This window comes from Lactobacillus huangpiensis, assembly GCF_019972815.1.
Taxonomy (GTDB): domain Bacteria; phylum Bacillota; class Bacilli; order Lactobacillales; family Lactobacillaceae; genus Lactobacillus; species Lactobacillus huangpiensis.
In genome coordinates this window covers 43683-66848 of the sequence record NZ_BPPA01000010.1, presented here as the reverse complement: position 1 = coordinate 66848, position 23166 = coordinate 43683, and the positions used below count along the sequence as shown (strand labels likewise).

The 23166-nt window shown below is 37.2% G+C and carries 25 protein-coding genes; 3 read left to right on the top strand and 22 right to left on the bottom strand.

What is annotated here, in order from left to right; all coding sequences use genetic code 11:
• Window positions 1-54: 54 nt before the first annotated feature.
• The 18 genes from LDM90_RS08365 to LDM90_RS08280 form a co-directional block, all read right to left on the bottom strand.
• Window positions 55-1248, bottom strand: coding sequence for an FtsW/RodA/SpoVE family cell cycle protein (locus LDM90_RS08365; RefSeq protein WP_223896915.1), 1194 nt, complete (start codon window positions 1246-1248; stop codon window positions 55-57).
• Between the two features lie 16 nt (window positions 1249-1264).
• Window positions 1265-1492, bottom strand: coding sequence for a DUF2969 domain-containing protein (locus LDM90_RS08360; RefSeq protein ID WP_198213856.1), 228 nt, complete (start codon window positions 1490-1492; stop codon window positions 1265-1267).
• An 8-nt stretch (window positions 1493-1500) separates the two neighbouring features.
• Complete coding sequence (yidD, locus tag LDM90_RS08355; protein WP_034981179.1) at window positions 1501-1794, bottom strand: membrane protein insertion efficiency factor YidD; 294 nt, start codon at window positions 1792-1794, stop codon at window positions 1501-1503.
• Window positions 1795-1810: 16 nt separating this feature from the next.
• Window positions 1811-2800 carry a rod shape-determining protein gene (locus tag LDM90_RS08350; RefSeq protein WP_187154282.1) on the bottom strand — a complete coding sequence of 330 codons (990 nt, stop codon included), beginning with the start codon at window positions 2798-2800 and terminating at the stop codon, window positions 1811-1813.
• 80 nt (window positions 2801-2880) lie between these two features.
• Complete coding sequence (locus tag LDM90_RS08345; protein ID WP_223896916.1) at window positions 2881-3111, bottom strand: DUF1146 family protein; 231 nt, start codon at window positions 3109-3111, stop codon at window positions 2881-2883.
• A 73-nt stretch (window positions 3112-3184) separates the two neighbouring features.
• Window positions 3185-3622, bottom strand: coding sequence for a F0F1 ATP synthase subunit epsilon (locus LDM90_RS08340; RefSeq protein ID WP_034981186.1), 438 nt, complete (start codon window positions 3620-3622; stop codon window positions 3185-3187).
• 11 nt (window positions 3623-3633) lie between these two features.
• Entirely contained in the window at window positions 3634-5073 is a 1440-nt protein-coding gene (gene atpD, locus LDM90_RS08335) for a F0F1 ATP synthase subunit beta (RefSeq protein ID WP_034981189.1), read from the bottom strand.
• A 22-nt stretch (window positions 5074-5095) separates the two neighbouring features.
• Window positions 5096-6058 carry a F0F1 ATP synthase subunit gamma gene (locus LDM90_RS08330; protein WP_034981191.1) on the bottom strand — a complete coding sequence of 321 codons (963 nt, stop codon included), beginning with the start codon at window positions 6056-6058 and terminating at the stop codon, window positions 5096-5098.
• 11 nt (window positions 6059-6069) lie between these two features.
• Window positions 6070-7581: a F0F1 ATP synthase subunit alpha gene (gene atpA, locus LDM90_RS08325; RefSeq protein WP_034981193.1), complete on the bottom strand. Its 1512-nt coding sequence runs from the start codon at window positions 7579-7581 to the stop codon at window positions 6070-6072.
• Window positions 7582-7595: 14 nt separating this feature from the next.
• On the bottom strand, window positions 7596-8144 hold the full coding sequence (gene atpH / locus LDM90_RS08320) for an ATP synthase F1 subunit delta (RefSeq protein WP_223896917.1): 549 nt from the start codon (window positions 8142-8144) through the stop codon (window positions 7596-7598).
• Window positions 8144-8656: a F0F1 ATP synthase subunit B gene (atpF, locus tag LDM90_RS08315; protein WP_034981197.1), complete on the bottom strand. Its 513-nt coding sequence runs from the start codon at window positions 8654-8656 to the stop codon at window positions 8144-8146. The genes atpH and atpF overlap by 1 nt, the downstream gene beginning before the upstream one ends.
• Before the next feature lie 42 nt (window positions 8657-8698).
• Complete coding sequence (gene atpE / locus LDM90_RS08310; protein WP_034981200.1) at window positions 8699-8923, bottom strand: F0F1 ATP synthase subunit C; 225 nt, start codon at window positions 8921-8923, stop codon at window positions 8699-8701.
• Between the two features lie 18 nt (window positions 8924-8941).
• Entirely contained in the window at window positions 8942-9655 is a 714-nt protein-coding gene (gene atpB / locus LDM90_RS08305; protein WP_034981202.1) for a F0F1 ATP synthase subunit A, read from the bottom strand.
• A gap of 117 nt (window positions 9656-9772) precedes the next feature.
• Window positions 9773-10402: a uracil phosphoribosyltransferase gene (gene upp, locus LDM90_RS08300; protein WP_109586188.1), complete on the bottom strand. Its 630-nt coding sequence runs from the start codon at window positions 10400-10402 to the stop codon at window positions 9773-9775.
• An 84-nt stretch (window positions 10403-10486) separates the two neighbouring features.
• Window positions 10487-11491 (bottom strand): L-threonylcarbamoyladenylate synthase, encoded by a 1005-nt coding sequence (locus tag LDM90_RS08295; protein WP_223897026.1) that lies wholly within the window; start codon window positions 11489-11491, stop codon window positions 10487-10489.
• Window positions 11491-12339, bottom strand: a complete 849-nt coding sequence (prmC, locus tag LDM90_RS08290; RefSeq protein ID WP_223896918.1) for a peptide chain release factor N(5)-glutamine methyltransferase — start codon at window positions 12337-12339, stop codon at window positions 11491-11493. The genes LDM90_RS08295 and prmC overlap by 1 nt, the downstream gene beginning before the upstream one ends.
• The gene (prfA, locus tag LDM90_RS08285) at window positions 12332-13420 is read right to left on the bottom strand and encodes a peptide chain release factor 1 (RefSeq protein ID WP_223896919.1); all 1089 of its coding nucleotides are present in this window, start codon (window positions 13418-13420) and stop codon (window positions 12332-12334) included. Before prfA ends, prmC begins: the two co-directional genes overlap by 8 nt.
• A 17-nt stretch (window positions 13421-13437) precedes the next feature.
• On the bottom strand, window positions 13438-14037 hold the full coding sequence (locus LDM90_RS08280) for a thymidine kinase (RefSeq protein WP_223896920.1): 600 nt from the start codon (window positions 14035-14037) through the stop codon (window positions 13438-13440).
• Between the two features lie 143 nt (window positions 14038-14180).
• On the opposite strand from LDM90_RS08280, the gene LDM90_RS08275 reads away from it, so the two are divergent.
• Window positions 14181-15533, top strand: coding sequence for a Mur ligase family protein (locus LDM90_RS08275; RefSeq protein ID WP_223896921.1), 1353 nt, complete (start codon window positions 14181-14183; stop codon window positions 15531-15533).
• A 64-nt stretch (window positions 15534-15597) separates the two neighbouring features.
• Here the strand turns inward: LDM90_RS08275 and LDM90_RS08270 are convergent, their stop codons facing one another.
• Entirely contained in the window at window positions 15598-17199 is a 1602-nt protein-coding gene (locus tag LDM90_RS08270; RefSeq protein ID WP_223896922.1) for an ATP-binding cassette domain-containing protein, read from the bottom strand.
• A gap of 446 nt (window positions 17200-17645) precedes the next feature.
• Between LDM90_RS08270 and LDM90_RS08265 the strand changes: the two genes are divergently transcribed.
• Together LDM90_RS08265 and LDM90_RS08260 are read left to right on the top strand one after the other, a co-directional pair.
• A complete protein-coding gene (locus LDM90_RS08265; RefSeq protein ID WP_034981220.1) occupies window positions 17646-18473 on the top strand; it encodes a PRD domain-containing protein in 828 nt (275 codons plus the stop codon).
• Window positions 18474-18485: 12 nt separating this feature from the next.
• Window positions 18486-20357, top strand: coding sequence for a beta-glucoside-specific PTS transporter subunit IIABC (locus LDM90_RS08260; protein ID WP_223896923.1), 1872 nt, complete (start codon window positions 18486-18488; stop codon window positions 20355-20357).
• Window positions 20358-20421: 64 nt separating this feature from the next.
• Here the strand turns inward: LDM90_RS08260 and LDM90_RS08255 are convergent, their stop codons facing one another.
• From LDM90_RS08255 to LDM90_RS08245, 3 genes are all read right to left on the bottom strand, one after another.
• A complete protein-coding gene (locus tag LDM90_RS08255) occupies window positions 20422-22167 on the bottom strand; it encodes a BspA family leucine-rich repeat surface protein (protein WP_223898838.1) in 1746 nt (581 codons plus the stop codon).
• A gap of 262 nt (window positions 22168-22429) precedes the next feature.
• Window positions 22430-22933, bottom strand: a complete 504-nt coding sequence (locus LDM90_RS08250; RefSeq protein ID WP_223896925.1) for a hypothetical protein — start codon at window positions 22931-22933, stop codon at window positions 22430-22432.
• A 12-nt stretch (window positions 22934-22945) separates the two neighbouring features.
• Complete coding sequence (locus LDM90_RS08245; protein ID WP_198213835.1) at window positions 22946-23137, bottom strand: hypothetical protein; 192 nt, start codon at window positions 23135-23137, stop codon at window positions 22946-22948.
• Between the last annotated feature and the right edge of the window lie 29 nt (window positions 23138-23166).

Here is a 23166-nt window from a genome sequence, read left to right as displayed (position 1 = left end):
AAGTAAAAAAAAGCATTTCATCTCTGAAATGCTTTTTTTGTGTCTATTAAATTTTTAGAAATCGCCAGCTTGGCTGAACATGTAGTCTTTATTATGAAACTTCATGGACAAGATCATCCCAATACCAATCATATTTCCAATCAGGGCTGAACCACCCTGGGAAATAAACGGCAGTGGAATACCTGTGAGCGGCAATAGGTCGATACTCATGCCTATATTTTCAAACACATGGAAAAGTATCATCATAATTACACCGGTTGAGACGTAAGAATAAAATGCGTTTTTTGTATCGAATGTGATGCGTACCATCTGCACGATCAAGTACAAATAAAGCAGAATGACGGCTACACTACCAACAAAGCCAAATGATTCACCAATTACTGAATAAACCATGTCAGAACCTCGTACTGGTACGTAAACACTCAGTTTGCCAAAGCCGTTGCCAAAAATTTGTCCTGAACCGATTGACTGCATACTTTGCCACAATTGATAGGCGGCTTTGGAAGTATCAGTAGATGGATTCAGCCATGACATGATACGTCTGAACTGGTATGGCTGGAAAAAGTGACTTAAAATTGATTGTCCTCCAGGCGTTGTAACCATGTAAATGACTACGACTCCCAGAACAAAGACCGCCGCAAACATCGGTGCAATTATTTTCCAAGAAATACCGGAAACTAATACAACGCCCCCTACGATTGCAATAAAGACCAGCATCGTACCGAAGTCATTTTGCAATTTTAACAGAATGGCAATCGGTAAAAGCCAAGCCAGCATTTTGCCAATTAAAACCCAATCATTTTTGATAGTATGGGCAAACTTGTCATTATGCTCACGCACGACCCGTGCCAGCATCAGTATAAAAGCGGGTTTCATGACCTCTGATGGCTGAAAAGAAATTGGCCCCAGTTTAAACCAACTTTTGGCGCCGGCATCTGCGGCAATACTGCGATTGTAAAAGAACAAAACCGCAATCAAGAGCAAGATACCCAGCCCATAAACATATGGCGCAATCCTATACAATTGCTCAGCATCAAACTGAATCACAAAAACAACGATGGCTACTGAAATAATATACCAAAGTCCCTGCATTGCCACAGCTTTTACCGGGCTACCCATGTGACTGGGATCATCAACTGCCGCAAAATAAATGGAATAAAGGCCCACCACTGCCAGCAATAGCACAGGGACAACAATATTCCAGGCAATTCGATCAAAAAGATTGGTTTTATTTTGTACTTTGACCATTAATTATCACAACCTATTACTTTTCATGTAAAGCAAAGTATGAAAGCAAATCATTAATGCTGCTTTCTAAGCTTTTTGCATACAAGATGCTATTGGTTTTGCCAGTTGTAGCCCGATAACGACCTGCAATTTTTTCAATTACACCAATAGATTTTTTCTGAGGAATTACAACTTCCCAGGTAGGGTTTTTTTTACCCTTGATTTCATTGATTTCAACGTTAATATTTTCTGGTTTTTTTGACATAAATTCTCCTACTTTATATTTGGATGAAATTTTTTCGCTATAATTTCATCTTCATATCGTTCTGGATGAGGATTGCGAAAAATAGTAAATTTATCTGGTACGGGATCAACTCCGCCGCGCACAAAAGGATTGCAACGCAATATCCGGCAAATCCCCATTATTAGTCCTAAAAATGGTCCAAATTTGGTTAATGCATCAACCATATAGGTTGAGCAAGTCGGATAATAACGGCAAGATTTTGGTAAAGCCGGAGAAATGAATCTCTGATAAATTTTAACTAAATAAATCAGTATTTTACGCAAATCGTGCCTCCAAAAATTAGTGGCGCTGATGCTTCTCGATGTTCTTGAGTAAAATTCCAGTACCAAGTGCTACCGCTTCAAGTGGATGATCAGCTGTAAGTACCGGCACTTTGAGGTAATATGAAATCAGCTTGTCAATATTTCTCAAAAGTGCCCCGCCACCAGTCAGCATGATGCCGCGGTCAATAATATCCGCGGAAAGCTCAGGCGGTGTTTTTTCTAAAACTTCTTTAGTAGCCGCAATAATGTTCATTAGACCGTCATGAAGTGCTTCTTGAATTTCAGGCGCTGTCACAGTAGCCTGCTTCGGCAAACCATCAACCACATCACGTCCACGAACCGAAATGCTTTTTTCTTTTTCTGGTTCATAAGCACTACCAATTTCAATCTTTATTTGTTCAGCCGTTCGGGAACCGATCAACAAGTTATACTTATTTTTTATGTATGTAACTATAGCCTGATTTAAGTGGTCACCGGCAAAACGAAGAGACTGACTTGTCACTATTTCACCCATTGATAAAATTGCAATATCAGTAGTGCCACCACCAATATCAATCACGATGTTGCCTTGGGGTTTAAAAATATCAAGACCAGCCCCAACGGCAGCAACCTTAGGTTCAAAATCAAGATAGACCTTTCCCCCACCAGATTTTTCAGCAGCCTGAATAATTGCTTTTTGCTCGATCTGAGTTACCCCTGTAGGAGCACATATTAAAATATTTGGTTTGGACATAAAGCCTTTTACATTTAATTTTTCAATAAAATAGGATAGCATTGCTTCAGTAATATCAAAATCCGCAATAACTCCATTCTTTAAGGGACGAATCACGCGGATATTACCCGGAGTTCTTCCCACCATTTTGTAGGCTTCTGTTCCAACAGCTACCACTTTATTTGTACTTGTATTGACGGCAACAACTGAAGGCTCATTTAAAACAATTCCCTTGCCTGAAACGTTAATGAGCACATTTGCTGTTCCTAAATCTATTCCTATATCTCGTGCCACAATAATCCTCCATAATATTCAATTCATATTTTACCACAAATACTTTAAATTTGTAGGCAACTTATTAGTTTTAACAAGTCTTAAAAGAAATAACTTAATTGCAAAGAAGTATCAAATAATGTGATGAAAAAATTACCAACAAGAAAACCTAGAGCAATCGCAGCAAAAATCAGCAGCAGCTGTGCTTCGAAGATCCTGTTTTTACGAATTATTTTTTCAATACGGACGCTTTTCATAATTTGAAAAGACAAACCGATTGTAATTAAATAAATTATTATACTAATTAGTGCGTGGACGCCAAGTTGAAACATATTCTTTCTCGCTTTTCTTAAGTCACAATAAAAGCGGACGCACAAAGCAGTGCATCCGCTTAAAACTTTAGTTTTATTTGTCTGAATTGTAAACACTTATTCGATTGACGGCTCTTCTTAGTGCAACCTGTGCCCTCTCAAGTGATCGCTGGTCGTGAGCAGCTTGAGCTTTTTTCAGTGCATTTTGTGCACGTTCTCTAGCTGCTTTAGCCCGAGATACATCAATATTACCTGCTCGTTCAGCACTGTCAGCTATAATCGTAGCTACATTATTAGAAAATTCAAAGTAGCCACCGCTAACAGCAATGTGATTGACAATATTGTTCATTTCGCGGCTTCTTTTGACCTTAATCTCACCAATTGCCAGTGGAGTCAATATTGGCAAGTGATTGTACATCACTGAACGTTGACCGTCAATTGCTCTCATTTCCACAATACTGGAGTGGTGAGAAAAAATCAGTCCATCTGGAGTTACAACATTTACCATAAAAAGTTTTTCTGGATCTGCCATTTGACATCACCTTACTTTTCTAATAATGCTTTAGCTTCTGGATCACTAGGAGTTACACCCATTTGCTCAGCCTTCTTTAAAACATCTTCAATTCGGCCTACACTACGGAATGCATCTTCAGGAAGATCATCTAAGTGACCATCCAAAATCATCTTAAAGCCTTTAATTGTTTCCTTAATCGGAACATAAGAACCAGGCACACCTGTAAATTGCTCTGCCACAAAGAAGTTTTGTGATAAGAAAAACTGTACTTTACGAGCACGGCTAACAATGACCTTTTCCTCGTCAGACAACTCATCCATTCCCAAAACGGAAATGATATCTTGCAATTCGTGGTAACGTTGCAAAATATGCTGTACCCTAGTTGCCACTTCATAATGTTCTTGACCAACAATTTCTGGGTCCAAAGCACTGGAGGTTGACTGCAACGGGTCAACGGCCGGGTAAATACCTTGCTCAACTAAGCTACGTTCCAAGTTGGTGGTAGCATCAAGGTGAGCAAAAGTAGTCGCTGGAGCTGGGTCAGTATAGTCATCGGCCGGCACATAAACCGCCTGAATCGAAGTAATAGAACCCTTCTTAGTTGAAGTAATTCTTTCCTGCAGCTGCCCCATTTCAGTAGCTAAAGTTGGCTGATAACCAACGGCACTAGGCATACGTCCTAACAGAGCGGAAACCTCGGAACCAGCCTGAGTAAACCGGAAAATGTTATCAATAAAGAGCAACACGTCTTGGCCTTCAACGTCTCTGAAGTATTCAGCTAAAGTAAGTCCAGTCAATGCTACTCGCATTCTGGCACCAGGCGGCTCATTCATTTGACCAAAGACCATGGCTGTCTTGCTTAAAACGCCAGATGCTTTCATTTCAAAGTAAAGGTCATTACCTTCACGTGTTCTTTCACCGACACCGGTAAAGACAGAAATACCACCATGTTCTTGGGCAATGTTATGGATTAATTCCTGAATGATCGTGGTCTTACCGACACCGGCACCACCGAACAATCCAACTTTTCCGCCGCGAACATAAGGTTCAAGCAAATCAATAACTTTAATACCAGTTTCAAGAATCTCTTGACTTGTAGTCAACTCATCATATTTAGGAGCATTCTTATGAATGCTGTCACGAGCATGATCTTTGTCAAATTTAGGACCATTATCAATAGGCTGACCTAAAACATTGAAGACGCGACCTAAAGTATCATTACCAACAGGTACAGAAATAGGTCCGCCTGTGTCTTCGACTTTCATGCCACGCCTAAGACCATTGGTAGATTCCATGGCTATCGTTCTTAAAACGCCATCGCCAAGTTCCAAGGTAACTTCAAGAACAACAGATTCATCGTCCGACTTAACGACGCGCAAAGCATTGTCAATATCAGGCAGATTTTTATCAAGCGGAAATCTGACATCGACAACTGGGCCGATTACTTGAACAACTTCACCTTCACTCAAAACATCTACCTCCTTTTCTTAATTATTTCAAAGCATTAGCACCACTGACAATTTCAGTAATTTCAGTAGTGATTTCTGCTTGTCTTGCACGGTTTAATTTAGTAGTTAAACTCGAAACCAAATCATCAACGTTGTCCGTGGCACTCTGCATTGCAGTCATTGAACTGGCATGTTCTGCAGTTTTTGCATCCAGAATAGCTCCGTATATTGTAGAACGGGCATATTGAGGAATTAGTGTCGTTAAAACGGCATTAACATCAGGTTCGATATCGTATTCTAAGTCTTTATGAGCTTCAGCTTCTTTGACACCAATATCAATGTCAACAATCGGCAACATTTTTTCAACCCGAAATGCGGATGATAATGAGTTAATGTGGTGAGTGTAACAAACATACAGCTCATCATAAACTCCGTTCAAATACATTTTGATCGCAGTTGAAACAATAGGCAAAACCTCATCGAATGTTGGTACATCACTAATGCTGTCATTTTCATACACAACATTGAGATTGTTTTTCTTGAAAAAATCTGCACCAACCGAACCAACAGCTAAGACTTTAACGTCTTTATGTTCAACTTTTGAATCCTCAAACAGACCCATCATGTTTTTAATGACGGCACTGTTATATGATCCGACTAGACCACGATCACCGGTAATAACCAAATAACCGGTAGAATTGATCTTTTTACGTGCCTGAACCATATCAGAAACGATCCCTAAACCAAAGACGTTTTCATAATCAATCTTGCCAATGCTGTCTTCGTCAATTGCTACATGCTCTTTACGCAAGTGATTGACTACCTCGGCACTCATCAAACGTGATAAAGTTTGCCGCACATGATCATTATAAATCGTGTAACCTTTATCCCGTTTTTCTGTTTGGTTTAATTTCGATGCCGAAACCATTCTCATGGCTTCGGTAATTTTACCAGTTTGCTTAACTGAAGCTATTTTTTTCTTCAACGCAAGTAAAGATGCAGGCATATAACTACCTCCTATTTATTACTTGGTGAAAAACTATCCGCAAATTTAGAAATCGCTTCTTGCAATTTCTTTTCATCTGGCAGGTCACCAGTCTTACGAATATGTTCTAGTAAATCTGCGTGATTAGTATCGAAGTTGTCGTATAACTCTTTTTCAAACTTGGCAATATCATCAACTGGAACAGAATCAAGATAGCCATGAGTTAAAGCGTAAAGAATGACAACTTGCTTTTCAACCGCAATTGGCGTATGTAAAGGCTGTTTCAAAACTTCAACGACTCTTCTACCACGATTCAGTTTGGCTTGAGTTGCCTGATCCAAATCGCTGCCAAATTGAGCAAAGCTTTCAAGTTCATGGTAAGCTGCCAAGTCCGTACGAAGCGTACCAGCAACTTTCTTCATAGCCTTAATTTGAGCACTACCACCAACACGAGAAACTGAGTTACCAGCATCAATAGCTGGACGAGTACCAGCAAAGAATAAATCACTTTGCAGGAAAATTTGTCCGTCAGTAATTGAAATTACGTTAGTTGGAATATATGCTGAAATATCTCCCGCTTCAGTTTGAATAAACGGAATGGCAGTCATTGAGCCGCCACCAAGTTTATCACTCAATTTTGCACTACGTTCTAGTAAACGAGAGTGCAGATAGAAGACATCACCAGGATAAGCTTCACGACCAGGCGGACGACGGAGAAGCAAAGAAAGTTCACGGTAAGCAACGGCTTGTTTTGACAGGTCATCGAAGACTACCAAAACATCCTTGCCATTGTACATGAATTCTTCGCCCATAGCCGTTCCGGCATATGGTGCTATATACAGCATTGGTGCCGGTTCACTTGGACCGGCTTCAACTACAATTGTATAATCCATTGCGCCAAAGCGCTTTAACGTTTCTACTTGTGATCTGACAGTTGATTCCTTTTGACCAATAAAGACATAAATACAAATAACATCTTGTCCTTTTTGACTCAAAATTGTATCAATTGCCAAACTTGTTTTACCAGTCTTACGGTCACCAATAATTAACTCACGTTGACCTCGACCGATTGGCACCAAAGCATCAATGGCTTTGATACCTGTTTGTAGCGGCTGATTAACTGACTGGCGTTCCATAACACCCGGTGCCGAAGACTCGATTGGACGAGTCTTTGACGTTTTAATTTCGCCAAGTCCATCAACTGGCTGACCTAATGGGTTTACAACGCGACCAATTAGTGCATCTCCAACCGGCACACGCATAATTTCACCGGTTCTTTTGACTTGGTCACCTTCACGAATATCATCAAAATTGCCCAAAATAATGATACCAACATCATTTGATTCAAGGTTTTGTGCAATACCATAAGAACCATTGTCAAATTCCAATAGCTCGTTGGCCAAAACATTGTTCAATCCGTGAGCCCGGGCGATACCATCACCTATGTAAGTAACAACTCCGACTTCATTAATGTCGAGTTTGTCATCATAGTGTTCAAGCTGCTGCTTGATTAAAGAGCTAATCTCTTCTGCTTTTATGCTCAATGGTTTCACCTCTTTTAATTTTTATTAACTAACTGCGCACGAATCTTTTTCAGTTTGTTTTTGACTGACCCATCGATTACGCAATCGCCAACTTTTAAAATTACACCGCCAATAATATTTTGGTCAACCACATTAGTGAGAATGACTTTTTGCAAATTATATTTTTGGACGTAACCAGCACCTAATTTTTGTAATTGCTCCTGATCCAGTGGCACTGCTGAAACAGCAACGCCGGTTTCAATTTTTTGACTTTTATTATATAAATCATTGAAACAATTTATAATATCAGGCAATTCCAAAAAATGATCATAGTCTAACAATAAATTCAAAAAATTCTGAACTTCTTTAGTCAGACCCCGCTCAATCGCAGAAAGCGACTTTGCTTTTTCAGCACTGTTAAAAATTGGATCGCTAAAAACTTTCAAAATTTGCGGATATTCTGAGATGGCTTGTGCCAGTTCCTGCAAATCTGCATGAACTGAAGCCAAGGCATCCATATCTTCTGCATAATCAAATAGTGCAGTACCATAGCGTGCAGCAATTTCTGCTTTACTTAAGGCCATTATTTATTCAGCCCCTTAATAAATTGATCAACCAAATCTTTTTGGTCATCAGCAGATAAATTCTTAGAAATCACTTTTTCCGCAATCGTTACAGAAATATCTGCAACTTGTGCACGAGCTTCATCTAAAGCATCAGCTTTTGCCTGAGCAGCATCAGCTTTTGCTTTTTCATGAATAGAAGCCGCATTATCATTTGCTTCTGCCACAATTTGCGTACTGGTTTTCTCAGCACTTGCCTTTGCGTCAGTCAGAATTTGCGTTGCTTCTTGTCTTGAGTTCTTCAAGGCAGCTTCACGCTCATTAGCCAAAACCTCGGCCTTTTTGCGATTGTCTGCAGCTGAATCAAGATCACTAATTACCTTTTGGCGTCTTTTTTCCATCATGTCGGAAACAGGTCCCCAGGCATAATGTTTAACCAAAATAAGCAAAATTGCGAAAACAATTAAATACCAAAGAGTATTTCCAAGGTAAATGTGACCTGCTGAGGCTGCAAATAAAATTTGAAATGTCATTTACTGCCCTTCTCTCTTTTACCTAAATTATTTTAAATAAAATTAAACGAAGAGAATCAGGAAAGCAACAACAATCGCCAAAATAGGAACGGCTTCAATCAGACCAACACCAATGAACATTGTTGATCTTAAGTTACCAGCGCTTTCTGGTTGACGAGCCATGCTCTCAACTGTCTTAGTAATAACTTTACCGTTACCCCAAGAAGCTGCTAAAGCAGCGATACCAGCTACGATAGCTGCTGAGATATATTTAAAAGCTTGTGACATGTTTAAACCTCCAAAAAATTATTCTTTTGTAACCTTTTTTCCGACATAGACCATGGATAAAGTTACGAAAACATATGCCTGGATAGAGCCAATGAAGACAGAGAATCCTTGCCAGATCATAGCTAACGGTGCTGCTAAAACCAAAGTGATAACACCAAAGCTAGGAGCAAAGCTATTACCTATTAAAGTTAATAACACTTCACCTGCGTAGATATTACCATATAAACGCAAAGATAATGTCAAGAAGTTAGTGACCTCTTCAATCATATTAATGGGGAACAGGAAACTAACAGGTTCGGCATAATTACGCCAGTAGCCACCAGTACCGAATTTTTGCATTCCGAATGTAAATGAAAGAAGCAAGGTCATCATTGCAAACGACATTGTCGTCACCGGATCTGCTGTGGGAGATTTAACAAAAATATTGTCCCCCGCTTTTACCTCTAGGAAGAGGCCCAACTGGTTCATGAACCAAATGTAGATGAACAGAACAAAAGCATAAAGCGAAAGGTGCTTTCGCGCATCAACATCACTAACATTGTCTTTAACAATACCATCAGTAAAGTCTATCAAATATTCCATGATATTTTGCTTTTTATTCGGTTTCATCTCAACTTTTCGTGATAACCAAATGCAGACAAACAATACTACAGCTGCCATTAAAGTTGAGCCGATGATCCCAGAAAGATCAAATGTCAAACCCAGAAATTTAAAAACAAATGATTGCTCCAATTCTTCGTGACCTCCCTTCTCGTGCCCAAATTATCGAACACTCATACAATATTAACACCATTCAATAATTTTGTGAAAAATGTAAGCGTATTTTGCGATTAATTTACCTAAAAATAGTTATTTAGTACCAAATAGTCTGTCACCTGCATCTCCCAAACCTGGCGTAATATAGCCATTTGGCAGCAATTTCTCGTCTTCTGCGGCAGCATAGATATCAACATCCGGATTTTCTTTTTGAATAGCCTTGACACCTTCAGGAGCAGCTACCAGTACAGCCAGTTTGATAACTTTGACGCCACGCTTTTTAAGCGCACCAATCGCCATATTAGCTGAACCACCAGTAGCAAGCATTGGATCAACTACCAAACATTCGCGTTCGGCAACATCTTTTGGCATTTTACAGAAATACTCATGTGGCGTAAGGGTTTCTTCATCCCGGTACATGCCAATTACTCCAACTTTAGCCGAAGGAATCATTTCCATAACACCATTAAGCATACCAATACCGGCACGTAAAATTGGCACAATAGTCAATTTTTTGCCGGCAATTTCTTTTTGTGTGGTCTTGCCAATCGGTGTTTCAATTTCAACATCTTTTAGCGGCAAATCTCTGGTAATTTCATAAGTCATCAGTCCCCCGATTTCACCGACAATACGCCGAAACTCGTTGGAACTTGTCTCCTTACGCCTAATAATTGTTAACTTGTGTTGAATTAACGGATGATTCAAAACCGTAAATTTGCCCATCTTTTTCCTCCTATAAACATAATTACGTTTACGAGTATTTTAATAAAAAAAACAAAGGGTTTAAAGTCCTTTGCTAGTAAATTTTTATTTTGCCAAATAATGATGACCTGCAGCAGCCTTATTAAGCCGATTCATGTAGGCTAGAGTGTCCTCGCTGCCGGTAAATCCCTGCACAAAAATTTGTTTAATTTCGGGCTTATCATCGAAGTAACGCAAACCCCCGAACAAGTTATGATCGGCATCTGCTAAATTTTTGCCTAGATTAAATTTATTAACTGCCGGTAAATTGATTTTGTTAAGCACATCGTTTAAAGCCATTACGCCTGTTGCACTCGTCAATTCTATATTTGCAAAATCCTGCGGATCATCTACAACGACTACAGGAGCACTGGGAGCATAATGGCGATATTTCATCCCCGGAGCTTTTGGAACATCCTTATCAGAAACCTTGCCGCTGTTAATTAAAACTTTTTCTCCCAAGGCATTGCTCAACTCTTCCGGTGTTATTGCACCAGGACGTAAAACGACTGGAGTTGGAACAGAGAGGTCAATAATTGTTGATTCCAACCCCACTTCTGTAGGTCCGCCATCAATAATCCCTGCAATTTTACCTTTTAAGTCATGATAAACATGCTGGGCAGTAGTTGGGCTGGGCTTAGTTGATGTGTTTGCAGAAGGCCCGACAATTGGATAACCCAATTTACTGATCAATTCATGAGTCAGCTTATCATTGGGGCAACGAAAAGCAACGGTGTCAAGGCCACCTGTTACAGCTTTAGGTAAACTATGCGGTTTTACGAAAAGCAAGAGAGTTAATGGACCAGGCCAAAATTTTTTAATTAACTTTTGGGCCCGTTCTGGAACTTCTTTGGCATACTTAGACATCATTTGAGCATCGGAAACTGTCACAATTAAAGGATTGTCACTGGGACGACCTTTGGCTGCGTAAACATTTTTAACGGCTTGCTCATTTGTAGCAATCGCACCTAAGCCATAAACGGTTTCAGTGGGAAAAGCAACTAACTCCCCTTCAGCAAGAAACTTTACTGCATCATCTATTTGATCCTGTGAAAAAATTTTTGTTTCCATCATTTATTCCACTTTCCCTTAACCATACGCAGTTTCCCGGCTAAATCTTTTTTAAATTCAATGGTAAAATCAGGCAATTCTTGAGCAAATAATTCAGCTAGCTGGTCTTTTTCACTAAAGCCAAACTCCAGGAAAAATTCTCCGCCACTATTTAAATGATCGCGTACCTGTTTAACAAATTTCTGGTAAAATTCAATGCCGTTTTTACCACCAAAAAGCGCTTCTTTTGGTTCATTTTGCAGAACATTTTGGTCCATCACGTCTTTTTCTGTTTCCTTTATATAGGGTGGATTAGAAATTATTTTATCGAATTTTTCTAGTCCGATTAAGATATTGGCTTTGCGAACCGTTACATCCACTTTATGAATCAAAAAGTTTTCTTCACTTGTTCTTAAGGCAGCGTCGGTGACATCGGAAGCGTATAAATCAAGATTCGTAATTTGCTTTTTGGCAGCTTCTTTAGCTAGAGCTACAGTAATGCATCCAGAACCGGTACCTAAATCAAGCACCTTGTCACCATTTGCTAGATCCTGCAGAGCCCATTCGACTAATTCTTCTGTTTCAAAACGGGGTATTAAGACGCCGCGTTTTACTAAAATTTTGTAACCAAAAAACCAGGAATAGCCCAAAATATACTGAGGTGATATCCCTTTAGCCAGCTTACGCACATCATTTTGTGCCTGTTTAACCTGCTGCGGTGTTAGTTTCATATCTTGTTTTAACTGGAACTCACTTGGACTCAGCTGCAATCTTTCAGCCAGCAAAAAAGCAATGTCTTCCGGCCTTTCTTCTGGTGCCGTTTCCGCGGCCCAAATTCTCAGACTTTTTAAAGTATCAATCTTAGACATTTTGTTCAGCCAGCTCCTCTAGTTGCTTAGTTTGGTTATACAAAATCAAAGCATCAATTATTTCGTCAAGTTCACCATTCATTACCCTGTCAAGTTTATTAAGCGTCAAGCCGATACGATGATCGGTCACACGGTTTTGCGGGTAGTTATAAGTTCTAATACGCTCTGACCTGTCACCGGTGCCGACAGCATTTTTACGTTTGGCATCATACTTGTCCCGATTTTGACTTTCATAATAATCATAGACACGAGATTTTAAAATTTGCATCGCTTTTTCCCGATTTTGCTGCTGACTACGTTGATCCTGCATTGCGACAACGATTCCTGTCGGCAAGTGCGTCATACGCACAGCACTCGATGTTTTGTTAATATGCTGACCGCCGGCACCACTGGAACGGTAGACATCAACTCTAATATCTTTGGGATCTAAATCAAGGTCAACCTGCTCATATTCAGGCATTACGGCAACAGTTGCCGTTGAAGTATGAACACGACCTTGAGATTCAGTTACAGGAACGCGTTGCACGCGGTGAGCGCCATTTTCATATTTAAGTTTTGAATAAACCTTATTGCCAGTAATCATAATTGCAACCCGTTTATAACCGCCAACTTCGGTTGGTTCACTGTCGACAATAGAAACCTGCCAGTTTTGTCTTTCTGCATATTTTTCATACATTCTGAGCAAATCACCGGCAAATAAGGACGCTTCATCCCCACCAGCTGCTCCTCTGATTTCCATAATAATATCCTTGTCATCATTAGGATCTTTTGGCAGCATTAAAATCTTGATTTCATCTTCCAGTTTAGTAATATCCTGCTCTAAATCTTCATTTTCTTCTTTGGCCATTTCTACCAAATCAGAATCATTTTCATTAGCAATAATATCCTTGTTATCAGAAATCTCTTTTTTATCAGCCTTATATTTACGATATTTTTCAACTACATCTCGCAAATCTGCTTCTTCTTTAGAAACCTCCATGTACCTTTTAGTATCATTGATAACTTCTGGGTCAGCCATCATTTCTTGTAATTCATCATAGTGAGCAACAAGACTTTCAAGCTGTGCCATAATTTTATCCATGTTGTTCTAATCCCTTCCTATCTTTCTTGCTCCGGGTGAAAATAATGAAACCGACAAACCGGGTAATAACTTTCATCCCCACCAATTTGAACTTGTTCACCTTCATAAACCGGTTTACCATTGTGTATCCGCTGATTCATTGTAGCCTTTCTACCGCAGTAGTGGCAAATCGTTTTGATCTCTTTTATTTTATCAGCAAAAATTAATAAATTCTTGGTTCCTTCAAATAAATTATTTTGAAAGTCATTTTTTAAGCCAAATGTCATTACAGGAATACCCAAATCGTCCACTATTTGTGCGCATTCCACGACATGATGACGCTCCAAAAACTGAGCTTCATCCACAAACACGCAGGCAATCTCACCATCTCCACGTGCTTTTTCCTGCTCATTCAACTTTTTTATATAAGCAAAAATATCAAAATCATGGTCAATCGGAACTGCATTTCTGTGAAGTCCAATTCTTGAGGCCACAGTTCCAACTCCGCTACGATCATCAATCCCACTGGTTAACAAAGCGATTTTACGACCTTGAGCTTCATAGTTATGAGCATCCTTTAGTATCTCTAAAGTTTTGCCACTGCTCATCGTGCCATACTCAAAAAATAATTGTGCCATTTTTGCTCCTTTGTTTCATTTAAATTCACCTAACTAATCTAGTATAATGTAAAAATAAAATATGTGTAGTTAAATGGTTAAAAACTCGTTTTCAAGTTGTGGCTATGCTATAGTTGATAGTGATTTTAAAGCGAGGGAAGAATATGAGTTTTAAGTCTGTAATAGCAAAAAGCGCGGGTAAATCAAGTTACTGGTTTTTACATAATGTGTTAAAAGGCGGTACCAGTTTTCCCGGCAAGTTGGCAATGGACCTGGATCCTGAAATTTTAAAAACACTAGCTGAAGGATATGAAACTGTAGTTGTTACAGGTACAAATGGCAAGACCATGACTACAGCTTTGATCGTGGCTGCACTAAGAGAAAAATACGGCGACGTTTTGACCAATCCATCGGGTTCCAACATGCAACAAGGAATTGTGACGGCCTTTTTAGCACACAAAAAGAAAAAATCTTCAAGACCAATTGCAGTGTTAGAAGTTGACGAAGCAAATGTCAAAATGGTGACGGAACTGCTTCATCCCAGCGTTTTTGTTTTAACCAATATTTTTCGCGACCAAATGGATCGCTATGGTGAAATCTACACTACATACGATAAAATTCTTGAAGGAATCAAACTGGCACCCAAGGCTACTATTATTGCCAATGGTGATGCCAGTATCTTTTCTTCAGTCGACTTACCTAATCCTAAAATTTTTTATGGCTTTAAACTGCCTAGCGATGAGCCGCAAAATGACAGCAAGGCTCCTGTCAATACCGATGGCATCTTATGCCCTAAGTGTGATCATATTTTACATTATCATGAACGTATTTATGCTAACCTGGGAGATTTTTTCTGTCCTAACTGCAACTATCACAGACCCGAATTAACCTATTCTGTTAACAAAATTATTGAGCAGTCACCAAATAAACTCAAATTTCAAATGGGCAAAAAAGAATACAGCATTAACATTGGCGGAACTTACAATATTTATAATGCTCTAGCTGCCTATTCTGTGGCACGCTATTTTGACCTGAGCGAAGAAGAAATTGCTCAGGCTTTTGCAAAAAACAAGCGGATTTTTGGCAGACAAGAATTAATTAAATATAAAGGAAAAGAGATTGACCTGATCTTAGTTAAAAATCCGGTTGGTCTAGATGAGGTGCTTCACATGCTTAACACTGAAAAAGATGATTATTCATTAGTAGCCTTGCTTAATGCCAACCACGCTGACGGCATTGACACTTCCTGGATTTGGGATGGTCAGTTTGAAGATCTCAACCATAAGCAAATTAAAAAAATTCTGGTTGGTGGAGAACGCTGGCACGACATGGGCTTTCGTCTGGAAGTTGCCGGGTTTGATCCGGGTAAAATGGTTACCTGCACCGACAATGAGGAAGTAATTGCCAATATTGCTAATTTACCAACGAAAAAGGTTTACATTTTGTCTACCTATACTGCTATGCTCTCTTTACGCAAGACTATGGCTGAGAAAAAAATGATTAAGGCTGGGATGTAAAAAGTAGCAATAATATAAATTGAAAACCCGCAAAGTGTGTAATGAAACATTTTGCGGGTTATTTTTATTTTGTATTTTTCGCTAAGTTAAAGATCTTGACGTTGTTTTCTTGTGCTATTTTTTCGTTAAAGTTGTGAGCCACTTCAATAACTATTGAAGGCAGTTGGTAAATTAAGCGGTGTACTTCATCAGCATTTTGATGATCCAGGCTAGAAGTAATTTCATCTAGTAAAAAGATCTTCTTATGACGCAGCAGTCCTCTGGCAACAGCCAGTCTCTGCGCTTGCCCACCTGAAAGATTGCCGCCTTGTTCTTTAATTTCAAAATCCAGCGCTTTGCTGCCTAGCTCTTTGTATAAACCTACCTTTTTCAGAGAAGCAACTAATTCTTCGTCTGTGAAATTTTGCAAAAGAGAAAGATTTTCCCGAATCGTTCCTGCAAATAACCAGATATTCTGTGAAATAAACACAAAATCTGAATATTTCAATTTGTGTCCGCCAAATTTCACATCACCCATTTCAATTGGAATGTATCCTGCTATTGCATTTAGCAAAGTCGATTTGCCAACACCCGAGGGTCCAGTAATAATCATTTTTTCGTTTTCATTTAGGCTTAAAGACAGGTTTTTAAAAATTTCTCGGTCACCACGTTTAACCGACAGGTTTTCAACAACCAGTTTATTGTCAGCGACTGGCTGAGCAATTTTTTGATCTGTTTTTGTTTCAGTCCAAGAAATCTTTCTAATTCCTTCTGTACTTTGAATTTGAGTTTCAAAATTAGTTAGCTGCCGAAAGCCACCAACCACGTGATCCGCAGTAAGAGTCAAGGTAAGAATCGTACTTACTGTGACCCCTAAGATGCTGTTTTTGGCCATCCAAAGCCCTATGAAAATCGGAGTTAAAGTTATTAATATGGCAAATAACCAGGAAATAAATTGCAGAACATATTGGAAAGCATTCAATTGGTAATATCTTTGTTCCTCATTGTGCAAAGAATGATCAAATTTCTGCATAAATAGTTTTTTAACGCCAAAATTCGTAATTTCAAAACGACCTGCAAATAAGTCACGCGTAATCGCTAAAAAATTGGAATTAGAATGGCTCCACATGTCTGTCTTAATTTTCATCTTTTCTTTACCCATATAACTGGGAAGAAGCGACATGAAGGAAAGAGCCAAATAAATCAGACCTAAAACCGGATTAGTCATTAATACTACAACTGTAGAAGATATCACTGTCATCAAACTTTGAAAAAGAAATAGAAGCGGTTCAAAATACTTTTCTTCTATCTGTTTGGAAATACTAGTCATGTTGTTCAAAACTTCAGATGAATCCAAGTTAGGATTGTTAAATGAACTGGCAAAATTTGCCCTAAAATAAATGCCTTTTATCTTTTCATTTAAAGTCTGAATTGCTTTTTGCATTAACAGGCTAAATAAGAAAAGAGAAACATAAACGGTTAAATATGATAAAACTGCGACTAGGCCAAATACGATCAAACTGTGACCATCTTTGACGTTAAGCCTGGGAATATAACCTAAAATATAGCCATTTAATACTCCTTCAAAAGAACTGGTAACACCAAAGATAAATAAACAAAGTATCAACCAGGGATTAAGATTGCTCAAAACCCATTTTAGTGTGACATTTATCTCTTTTTTGTTCATGCTTTTACCCCATCTTAGCTTAAGTTATTTAGTTTGTAATTATAGCAAGATTAAAAACAAATGACTATCAGATGTGAGTAAGAGGTCGATTTTTTCAGCTAAGTGGTTTAAAAAATAAGTGAATGTAGTATAAACGTAATTGCTAAATGCAGATGTTTTTAAACAAAGTACTTGGCAAGCAAGATTTTGCTATTGGCAAATCAAGCAACTAGTCAAAAGCAAGTGGCGAAAAAAGAGTTTATTGACCTACTTTTTGCAACTTAGTTTTTAAAAATTTACAATTTATAAAAGCGCTTGCATAATTGAAAAACTTCTGCTATATTTATCTTGTTAATGATAGCGTATGTAACTGGTAATGCAGGCAAGACTACATTGATGACTAAAATTTAGTTTTAAATCTTAGTTATTATTGTTGTTTTTGTCTGCTTTTTTAGTGGCAAACAAAAATGAATAAGATAAAGAAAATACTTAACGTTAATGTTGTGGTTATTGAACAAGATGGTACAGAGTATATTGCTTTTGGGAAAGGAATAGGATATCATGCAAAAATCAATCAAGTTATACCCGATGAAAAAATAAGCCGTATTTATACTTCAGTAGACAATAGTAAGCAAAATGAGCTAATTCAATCTTTGAAAAAAATACCTGCAAATATTATTAAAACAACAGAAGAAATTGTTGAATTTGCGGAGAAATTTTTAAATGAGAAGCTGGATGCAAGTATTTTCTATTCACTTTCAGATCACTTATATTTTGCCACTCAAAGATTAGAGCAAAATTTAACTCTGGGAAATAGAATATACTTAGAAATGAAAACCTATTTTAAAGATGAGTTTAAAATAGGTATATTCTCACTAAATATTATTGAAAAAAATTTAGGCATCAAGATGCCACAAGAAGAAGCGGCAAACATAGCTTTTCATATTATAAATGCATCAAGCAAAGATGAAAGTAGTAATGTCTTAGAAATTTCCAGAATGATTGATAACATTTTACAAACTTTACGAGTTATTAGTCACGGAAAGTTAAAGTATGAGGGAATAAATTACGATCGCTTTGTGACACACATAAAGTTTTTTGCAGAAAGGTATATAAATGATCAAATGTTTGCGGATGACCCTACTTTACTCGAAAAGGTGTCTGATTTATATCCCGAAGCAAGTAAAATTGCTTTTAAACTGAAGCAAACTTTAGAAGTAATATATACCAAAAGAATTTCAAAGGAAGAATTAGCTTATCTTATTATTCATATTCACAGAGTAATGATGTATTAAAGGAGAATGTATATGAGAAGCAATAAAGAAGTGACTGATTTAATAGTTGAAAATGTTGGAGGGGCAAATAATATTTCAAGTATGTATCATTGTGCCACCCGCATTCGCTTTAATCTAAAAGATAAAACGAAATTCAACTATCAGTTTTTAAGAGAACAACCGGAAATTATAGGCGCGGTCCAGTCTGGAGAAGAGTCACAAGTTATAATTGGTGCAAAAGTTGGTGAATATTTTAGGCAAATTCAAAAAGATTACCATATTTCAAGTGAAAATGACGAGTCTAACAATATCGAAAAAAATAAAGTCGGCTGGTTTAGGCGATTAATTAATGTTCTAGTGGGAATAATGGCTCCAATCATCACTGCTTTAATAGCTGGTGGTATGTTTAAAGTTATTATTTCTATCTTAACTACTTTTAATTTAATCTCGCTAAAATCTCAAAGCTACGCCATTTTGAGTTTTATGGCCGATGCAGTATTTTACTTTTTACCTGTAATGCTGGCAGTAAGTGCTGCTGAATATTTTAAAACCAATAAGTTCTTGTCCATTGCAATTGCTGGTGTGTTATTGCATCCCAACTGGGCAGCTATGGTAGCTGCAGGCAAGCCTGTTGCACTTTTCGGCATTCCTGTTACTTTGGCTTCATATAGCAGCACTGTAATCCCAATAATTCTCTGCATTTGGATTCAGTCATACGTTGAAAAATTTGCAGAAAAAGTTTCACCAAATGTTATCAAAACCATGCTAAAGCCATTACTTATATTCTTAATTATGGCGCCGCTTGCTTTAATTCTAATAGGACCAATAGGATCTTGGTTAGGTAATTTATTAGCACTTTTAGTTAACACACTTAACAAATATGTACCTTGGCTAGTGCCAACTCTTATGGGCACCTTCACCCCACTTCTGGTTATGGTAGGTATGCATGTGGCTCTGACACCTCTAGCCTCTCTGGGATTTGCCAGTGCAGCAAGAAGTGAAAACGTGCAAGGACCTGGTATGCTTGCTTCAAATATAGCTCAAGCTGGCTGTTCTTTTGCAATTGCGGTAAAAGACAAAACTCCTAGAAACAGACAAATTGCAACGTCGGCAGGAATTACTGCCCTTTCTGGTATTACCGAACCCGCACTTTATGGTGTCACCTTAAAATACAAGCGTGCTTTATATGCTGTCATGGCAGCAGGTGGAATTGCCGGCTTTTATGCTGGAATTACCAAAGTTGTTCGCTATTCTTTTGGCTCTCCTGGTATTTTCACTATCGTAAACTTTATTGGTAAGCCGGGCAATTTCGTTAATGCAATTATAACTGGGGTTTTAGGCTTTGTATTAGCTTTTGTTTTTACTTACCTATTTGTCAAAATCGATCAGCCTGTGACCAAAAGCAATTTAGAAAATAGCACAGGAAATACAATAACTAGTAACAATATTGATAATTCTGAAGAAGTTATCAGTGCACCTGTTGATGGTAAAGTCGTTGCTCTAGATCAAGTGAATGATGAAGTCTTTTCTTCTGAATCTTTGGGTTCAGGAGTTGGAATTATTCCAATCAGTGATTTGATAATTTCACCAGTAAATGGAAAGATCACAGTTGCATATAAAACAGGTCATGCCATTGGAATTACCACCCCTCGTGGTAATGAATATCTAATTCACATTGGCATAAATACTGTTAACCTTAAAGGAAAGCACTTCAAAGTTCTTACTAAAGAGGGACAAGAAGTCAAAAAAGGTGATCCTTTAGTTCAAGTTGATTTTGAAGCTATCAAAAAAGAGGGCTATGATCCAACAGTAATGGTCATTGCTTTAGACAAAAAGAATGATCAATTAACCTTCTTTTCTAAAGATAATGTCACAATTGACAATGAAATTTTCAAAATCAATTAAAATGTAATGTAACGAACACAAAAAAAGCATAATTCTTAGAAGTGAATTATGCTTTTTGATTATCTTAAAAGTTTGCTTTCTTAACAAATCTATTTTTATCTACAATGTAATATTTTTTATTTCTAATTTTGATGGGATCACCATATGTTTTTGCTGTTGAACCTTTTTTCAAAACTTTCTTATTTTGGCGATCACCATATTGATTATAAATGTATGCATTATGTTTTATTTTACGGACTATAGAATCAACATTACCGGCAGCAATGTAATAATTTATTTTGCTATTGCCTTTACCATTTAGAACGTAAAAATTGCGTCCGTTGATAGTCGTTTTACCATATGTCATCAGTTTCGAACCAATTTTTAAAATAATTTGGTTTGCACGAGTACCAGTATTGTCATAAAGATAAGCATTGTGCATCAACACTACAGTCTTTTCGCTACTTGAACCGTTATTATTGCTTTCGTCTTTGTCCTTATTTTCATCATTATTCTCCACTGGATTTGTTGGCTCAACCGGAACGGGATTAGGAGCAGGATAATTATTGTCGGTATCATCTGGTGGTGTTACTAGTTTTTTCCAAGTATAAGCGCCCAGCTTAAGAGATCCATCTTGACTTTTTTGAATTAATTCAGCAGTAGTTAGTTGAGGTTCGCTATTATTATTGGTCAATCGCCATTTGTTGATAAAATTTTCTTTATTCGGTGTTTTTTCAGGATTTGGTTGCCCCAAAGCCACATCGGTACTTAATTTTGTTTTTGTGCCTAAAACTAAAGTAGTTATACCTGGTGCGTATTGGTATACAACCTTGCCGTTCACAATAGTCCCCACTGGTAGAGTCAAATCATATGCCAGCATATTTTTCATATTGGGACTTTGGGTAGTATCAAACGAACTCAAATCCAAGTAGTTGAGGCTGATCAAATAACTAAGCATATCTGCCATGTTAGTCACTTTTTCAGTATTGAAATGACTTAAATCAAGTTCAGTTAAATTATAATCACCATGAAACATATTTTTCATTGAAGTAACAGAACTGGTATTAAGATCTTTGACTCCATCAATTTTAGTAAGATTTGCACAGCCATTAAACATAAAAGTCATATCTTTGACATTTTTTGCATTGGAAGCAAAATTACCGCCAATATTTAATGATCCGTCATCACTATCTATGAACATATCCGTAAACATGTAACTCATATCAGTAACTGCAGAAGTGACCCAGCTTGATAAATCAAGAGACTTAATTTTACTGGCATAAAACATCCCTCTCATGCTAGTTACTTCTGAAGTATCAATGTTACTCAGACCACTAATCTCTGTGAGATTTATTAAACGCTCATCCTTTACATATCGAAACCAATAGCCAAAGTCGCCTACTAGTTTTAAATGCTGGTCAAATTGGATCCTCTTTACGTTTTTTAATATATCTGGGTCTGCAAATGCGCCCGCACCATTGTCTGCACCCTTAATTGTACCGGCACCCACTTTTAATGTGTTATTTGAAGGATCATAACTCCATTCAGGACCGTCAGCTCCCCATTTGCCAGACTTGACAACAGTTGATTCATCTTGAGTTTGTACAGAATTTTTTTGTATCTGAGAATCATCATCTACTCTTGTATGCAGTTCTTGATAACCAATTTTAGTAGATCCATCAATGCTCTTGCTGCTTCCTAATTGTATATTATTTTCATAATTTTTTAATCTATTAGCGCTAACAACGTTAACATTGACGATAATAAAAAGTGTAAAGGTTGCAACAGTTAAACTGCTTTTTTTAAGAGAATTTTTTAATGCTATATTCATATGTATTATTTTCCTTATATTAAACATTATACAAAGTTATTAACATTTACTATATAATATAAGATGATAACAGAGAAGTTTAATTTTACTTTTTATTCTGCTTGCTAACATGATTAATTTTACTGATATTTAAGTGTTATTTATCTAATAAACTAATAAGGGTATTGGAAATAAACCTCCAATACCCTTATTACCTCAGCATAGAGCATTATTTTTAAAAGCAAAATATCAATTACTTACGCAATTCTTACTCTTTAACTCTTTAATTATTTATATATTTTTTCAAGAACAACCCTTGATGTGATACTAGTTGATCAATCATCTTAAAAGAACTCTTGGAAAGATTTTTAAAATATGTATCATATCCATCTTCGATTACCATTATTGAAAACTGATTGCCATCATCGAAAATTATATACAAAGCAGACCAATTTTCAATAATTATTTTTTTTATCAGTTTAGCTAATTTATCTAAACCAATTCGTCGTAAATCTTTATTTATCAGTTTTGGATAAAGTGGCTTCTGGTCAGTATCATCTAAAAAAACGTGTGAATCATAGTAGTAAAGAATTGTGAAAGCAATAAAAATAATTTTTTTAGCAAAATGAGGTTTAAAATCTTTGTTTAAATATTCTGATAGTTCAGAATAATCTTCATTGGGAAAAGTTATTGGTACAAAATCTATATAATAATAGTTTTTTGGATTTATTTCTGTATTTAATAATTTGTCTTTTATTTTATTGGCATTAGCCTTTTTTCGATTCATATTTCTATTTCTCTAATTTCTCAGGATTTTTCCATTAGCTGACAATATAGCTTGTCTGATTCCTTTTCTATTTTTGAGTTTCCATTTACCATGACCATGACCATTTTTGTCTATAATTATTCTCCAGCCCTTGTCTTCTTTATAACCATGACCCTCAGGACCTAACAGATTATCTATGATAACATAGGCTAATTCAGAGTTCATTTTCTTCCTCCCAATTTTTTTAGATTTGA

What these genes read in the sequence shown, in the direction of transcription:
- LDM90_RS08245 (WP_198213835.1), bottom strand. Translation starts at nt 23,137, where the DNA reads ATGAACTCTGAATTAGCCTATGTTATCATAGATAATCTGTTAGGTCCT.
- LDM90_RS08365 (WP_223896915.1), bottom strand. Translation starts at nt 1,248, where the DNA reads ATGGTCAAAGTACAAAATAAAACCAATCTTTTTGATCGAATTGCCTGG.
- LDM90_RS08255 (WP_223898838.1), bottom strand. Translation starts at nt 22,167, where the DNA reads ATGAATATAGCATTAAAAAATTCTCTTAAAAAAAGCAGTTTAACTGTT.
- LDM90_RS08360 (WP_198213856.1), bottom strand. Translation starts at nt 1,492, where the DNA reads ATGTCAAAAAAACCAGAAAATATTAACGTTGAAATCAATGAAATCAAG.
- atpH (WP_223896917.1), bottom strand. Translation starts at nt 8,144, where the DNA reads ATGGCCTTAAGTAAAGCAGAAATTGCTGCACGCTATGGTACTGCACTA.
- LDM90_RS08295 (WP_223897026.1), bottom strand. Translation starts at nt 11,491, where the DNA reads ATGGAAACAAAAATTTTTTCACAGGATCAAATAGATGATGCAGTAAAG.
- prfA (WP_223896919.1), bottom strand. Translation starts at nt 13,420, where the DNA reads ATGGATAAAATTATGGCACAGCTTGAAAGTCTTGTTGCTCACTATGAT.
- LDM90_RS08270 (WP_223896922.1), bottom strand. Translation starts at nt 17,199, where the DNA reads ATGAACAAAAAAGAGATAAATGTCACACTAAAATGGGTTTTGAGCAAT.
- atpF (WP_034981197.1), bottom strand. Translation starts at nt 8,656, where the DNA reads ATGACATTTCAAATTTTATTTGCAGCCTCAGCAGGTCACATTTACCTT.
- LDM90_RS08260 (WP_223896923.1), top strand. Translation starts at nt 18,486, where the DNA reads ATGAGAAGCAATAAAGAAGTGACTGATTTAATAGTTGAAAATGTTGGA.
- LDM90_RS08275 (WP_223896921.1), top strand. Translation starts at nt 14,181, where the DNA reads ATGAGTTTTAAGTCTGTAATAGCAAAAAGCGCGGGTAAATCAAGTTAC.
- LDM90_RS08280 (WP_223896920.1), bottom strand. Translation starts at nt 14,037, where the DNA reads ATGGCACAATTATTTTTTGAGTATGGCACGATGAGCAGTGGCAAAACT.
- LDM90_RS08265 (WP_034981220.1), top strand. Translation starts at nt 17,646, where the DNA reads ATGAATAAGATAAAGAAAATACTTAACGTTAATGTTGTGGTTATTGAA.
- upp (WP_109586188.1), bottom strand. Translation starts at nt 10,402, where the DNA reads ATGGGCAAATTTACGGTTTTGAATCATCCGTTAATTCAACACAAGTTA.
- LDM90_RS08250 (WP_223896925.1), bottom strand. Translation starts at nt 22,933, where the DNA reads ATGAATCGAAAAAAGGCTAATGCCAATAAAATAAAAGACAAATTATTA.
- LDM90_RS08340 (WP_034981186.1), bottom strand. Translation starts at nt 3,622, where the DNA reads ATGGCAGATCCAGAAAAACTTTTTATGGTAAATGTTGTAACTCCAGAT.
- prmC (WP_223896918.1), bottom strand. Translation starts at nt 12,339, where the DNA reads ATGTCTAAGATTGATACTTTAAAAAGTCTGAGAATTTGGGCCGCGGAA.
- LDM90_RS08330 (WP_034981191.1), bottom strand. Translation starts at nt 6,058, where the DNA reads ATGCCTGCATCTTTACTTGCGTTGAAGAAAAAAATAGCTTCAGTTAAG.
- LDM90_RS08345 (WP_223896916.1), bottom strand. Translation starts at nt 3,111, where the DNA reads ATGTTTCAACTTGGCGTCCACGCACTAATTAGTATAATAATTTATTTA.
- atpE (WP_034981200.1), bottom strand. Translation starts at nt 8,923, where the DNA reads ATGTCACAAGCTTTTAAATATATCTCAGCAGCTATCGTAGCTGGTATC.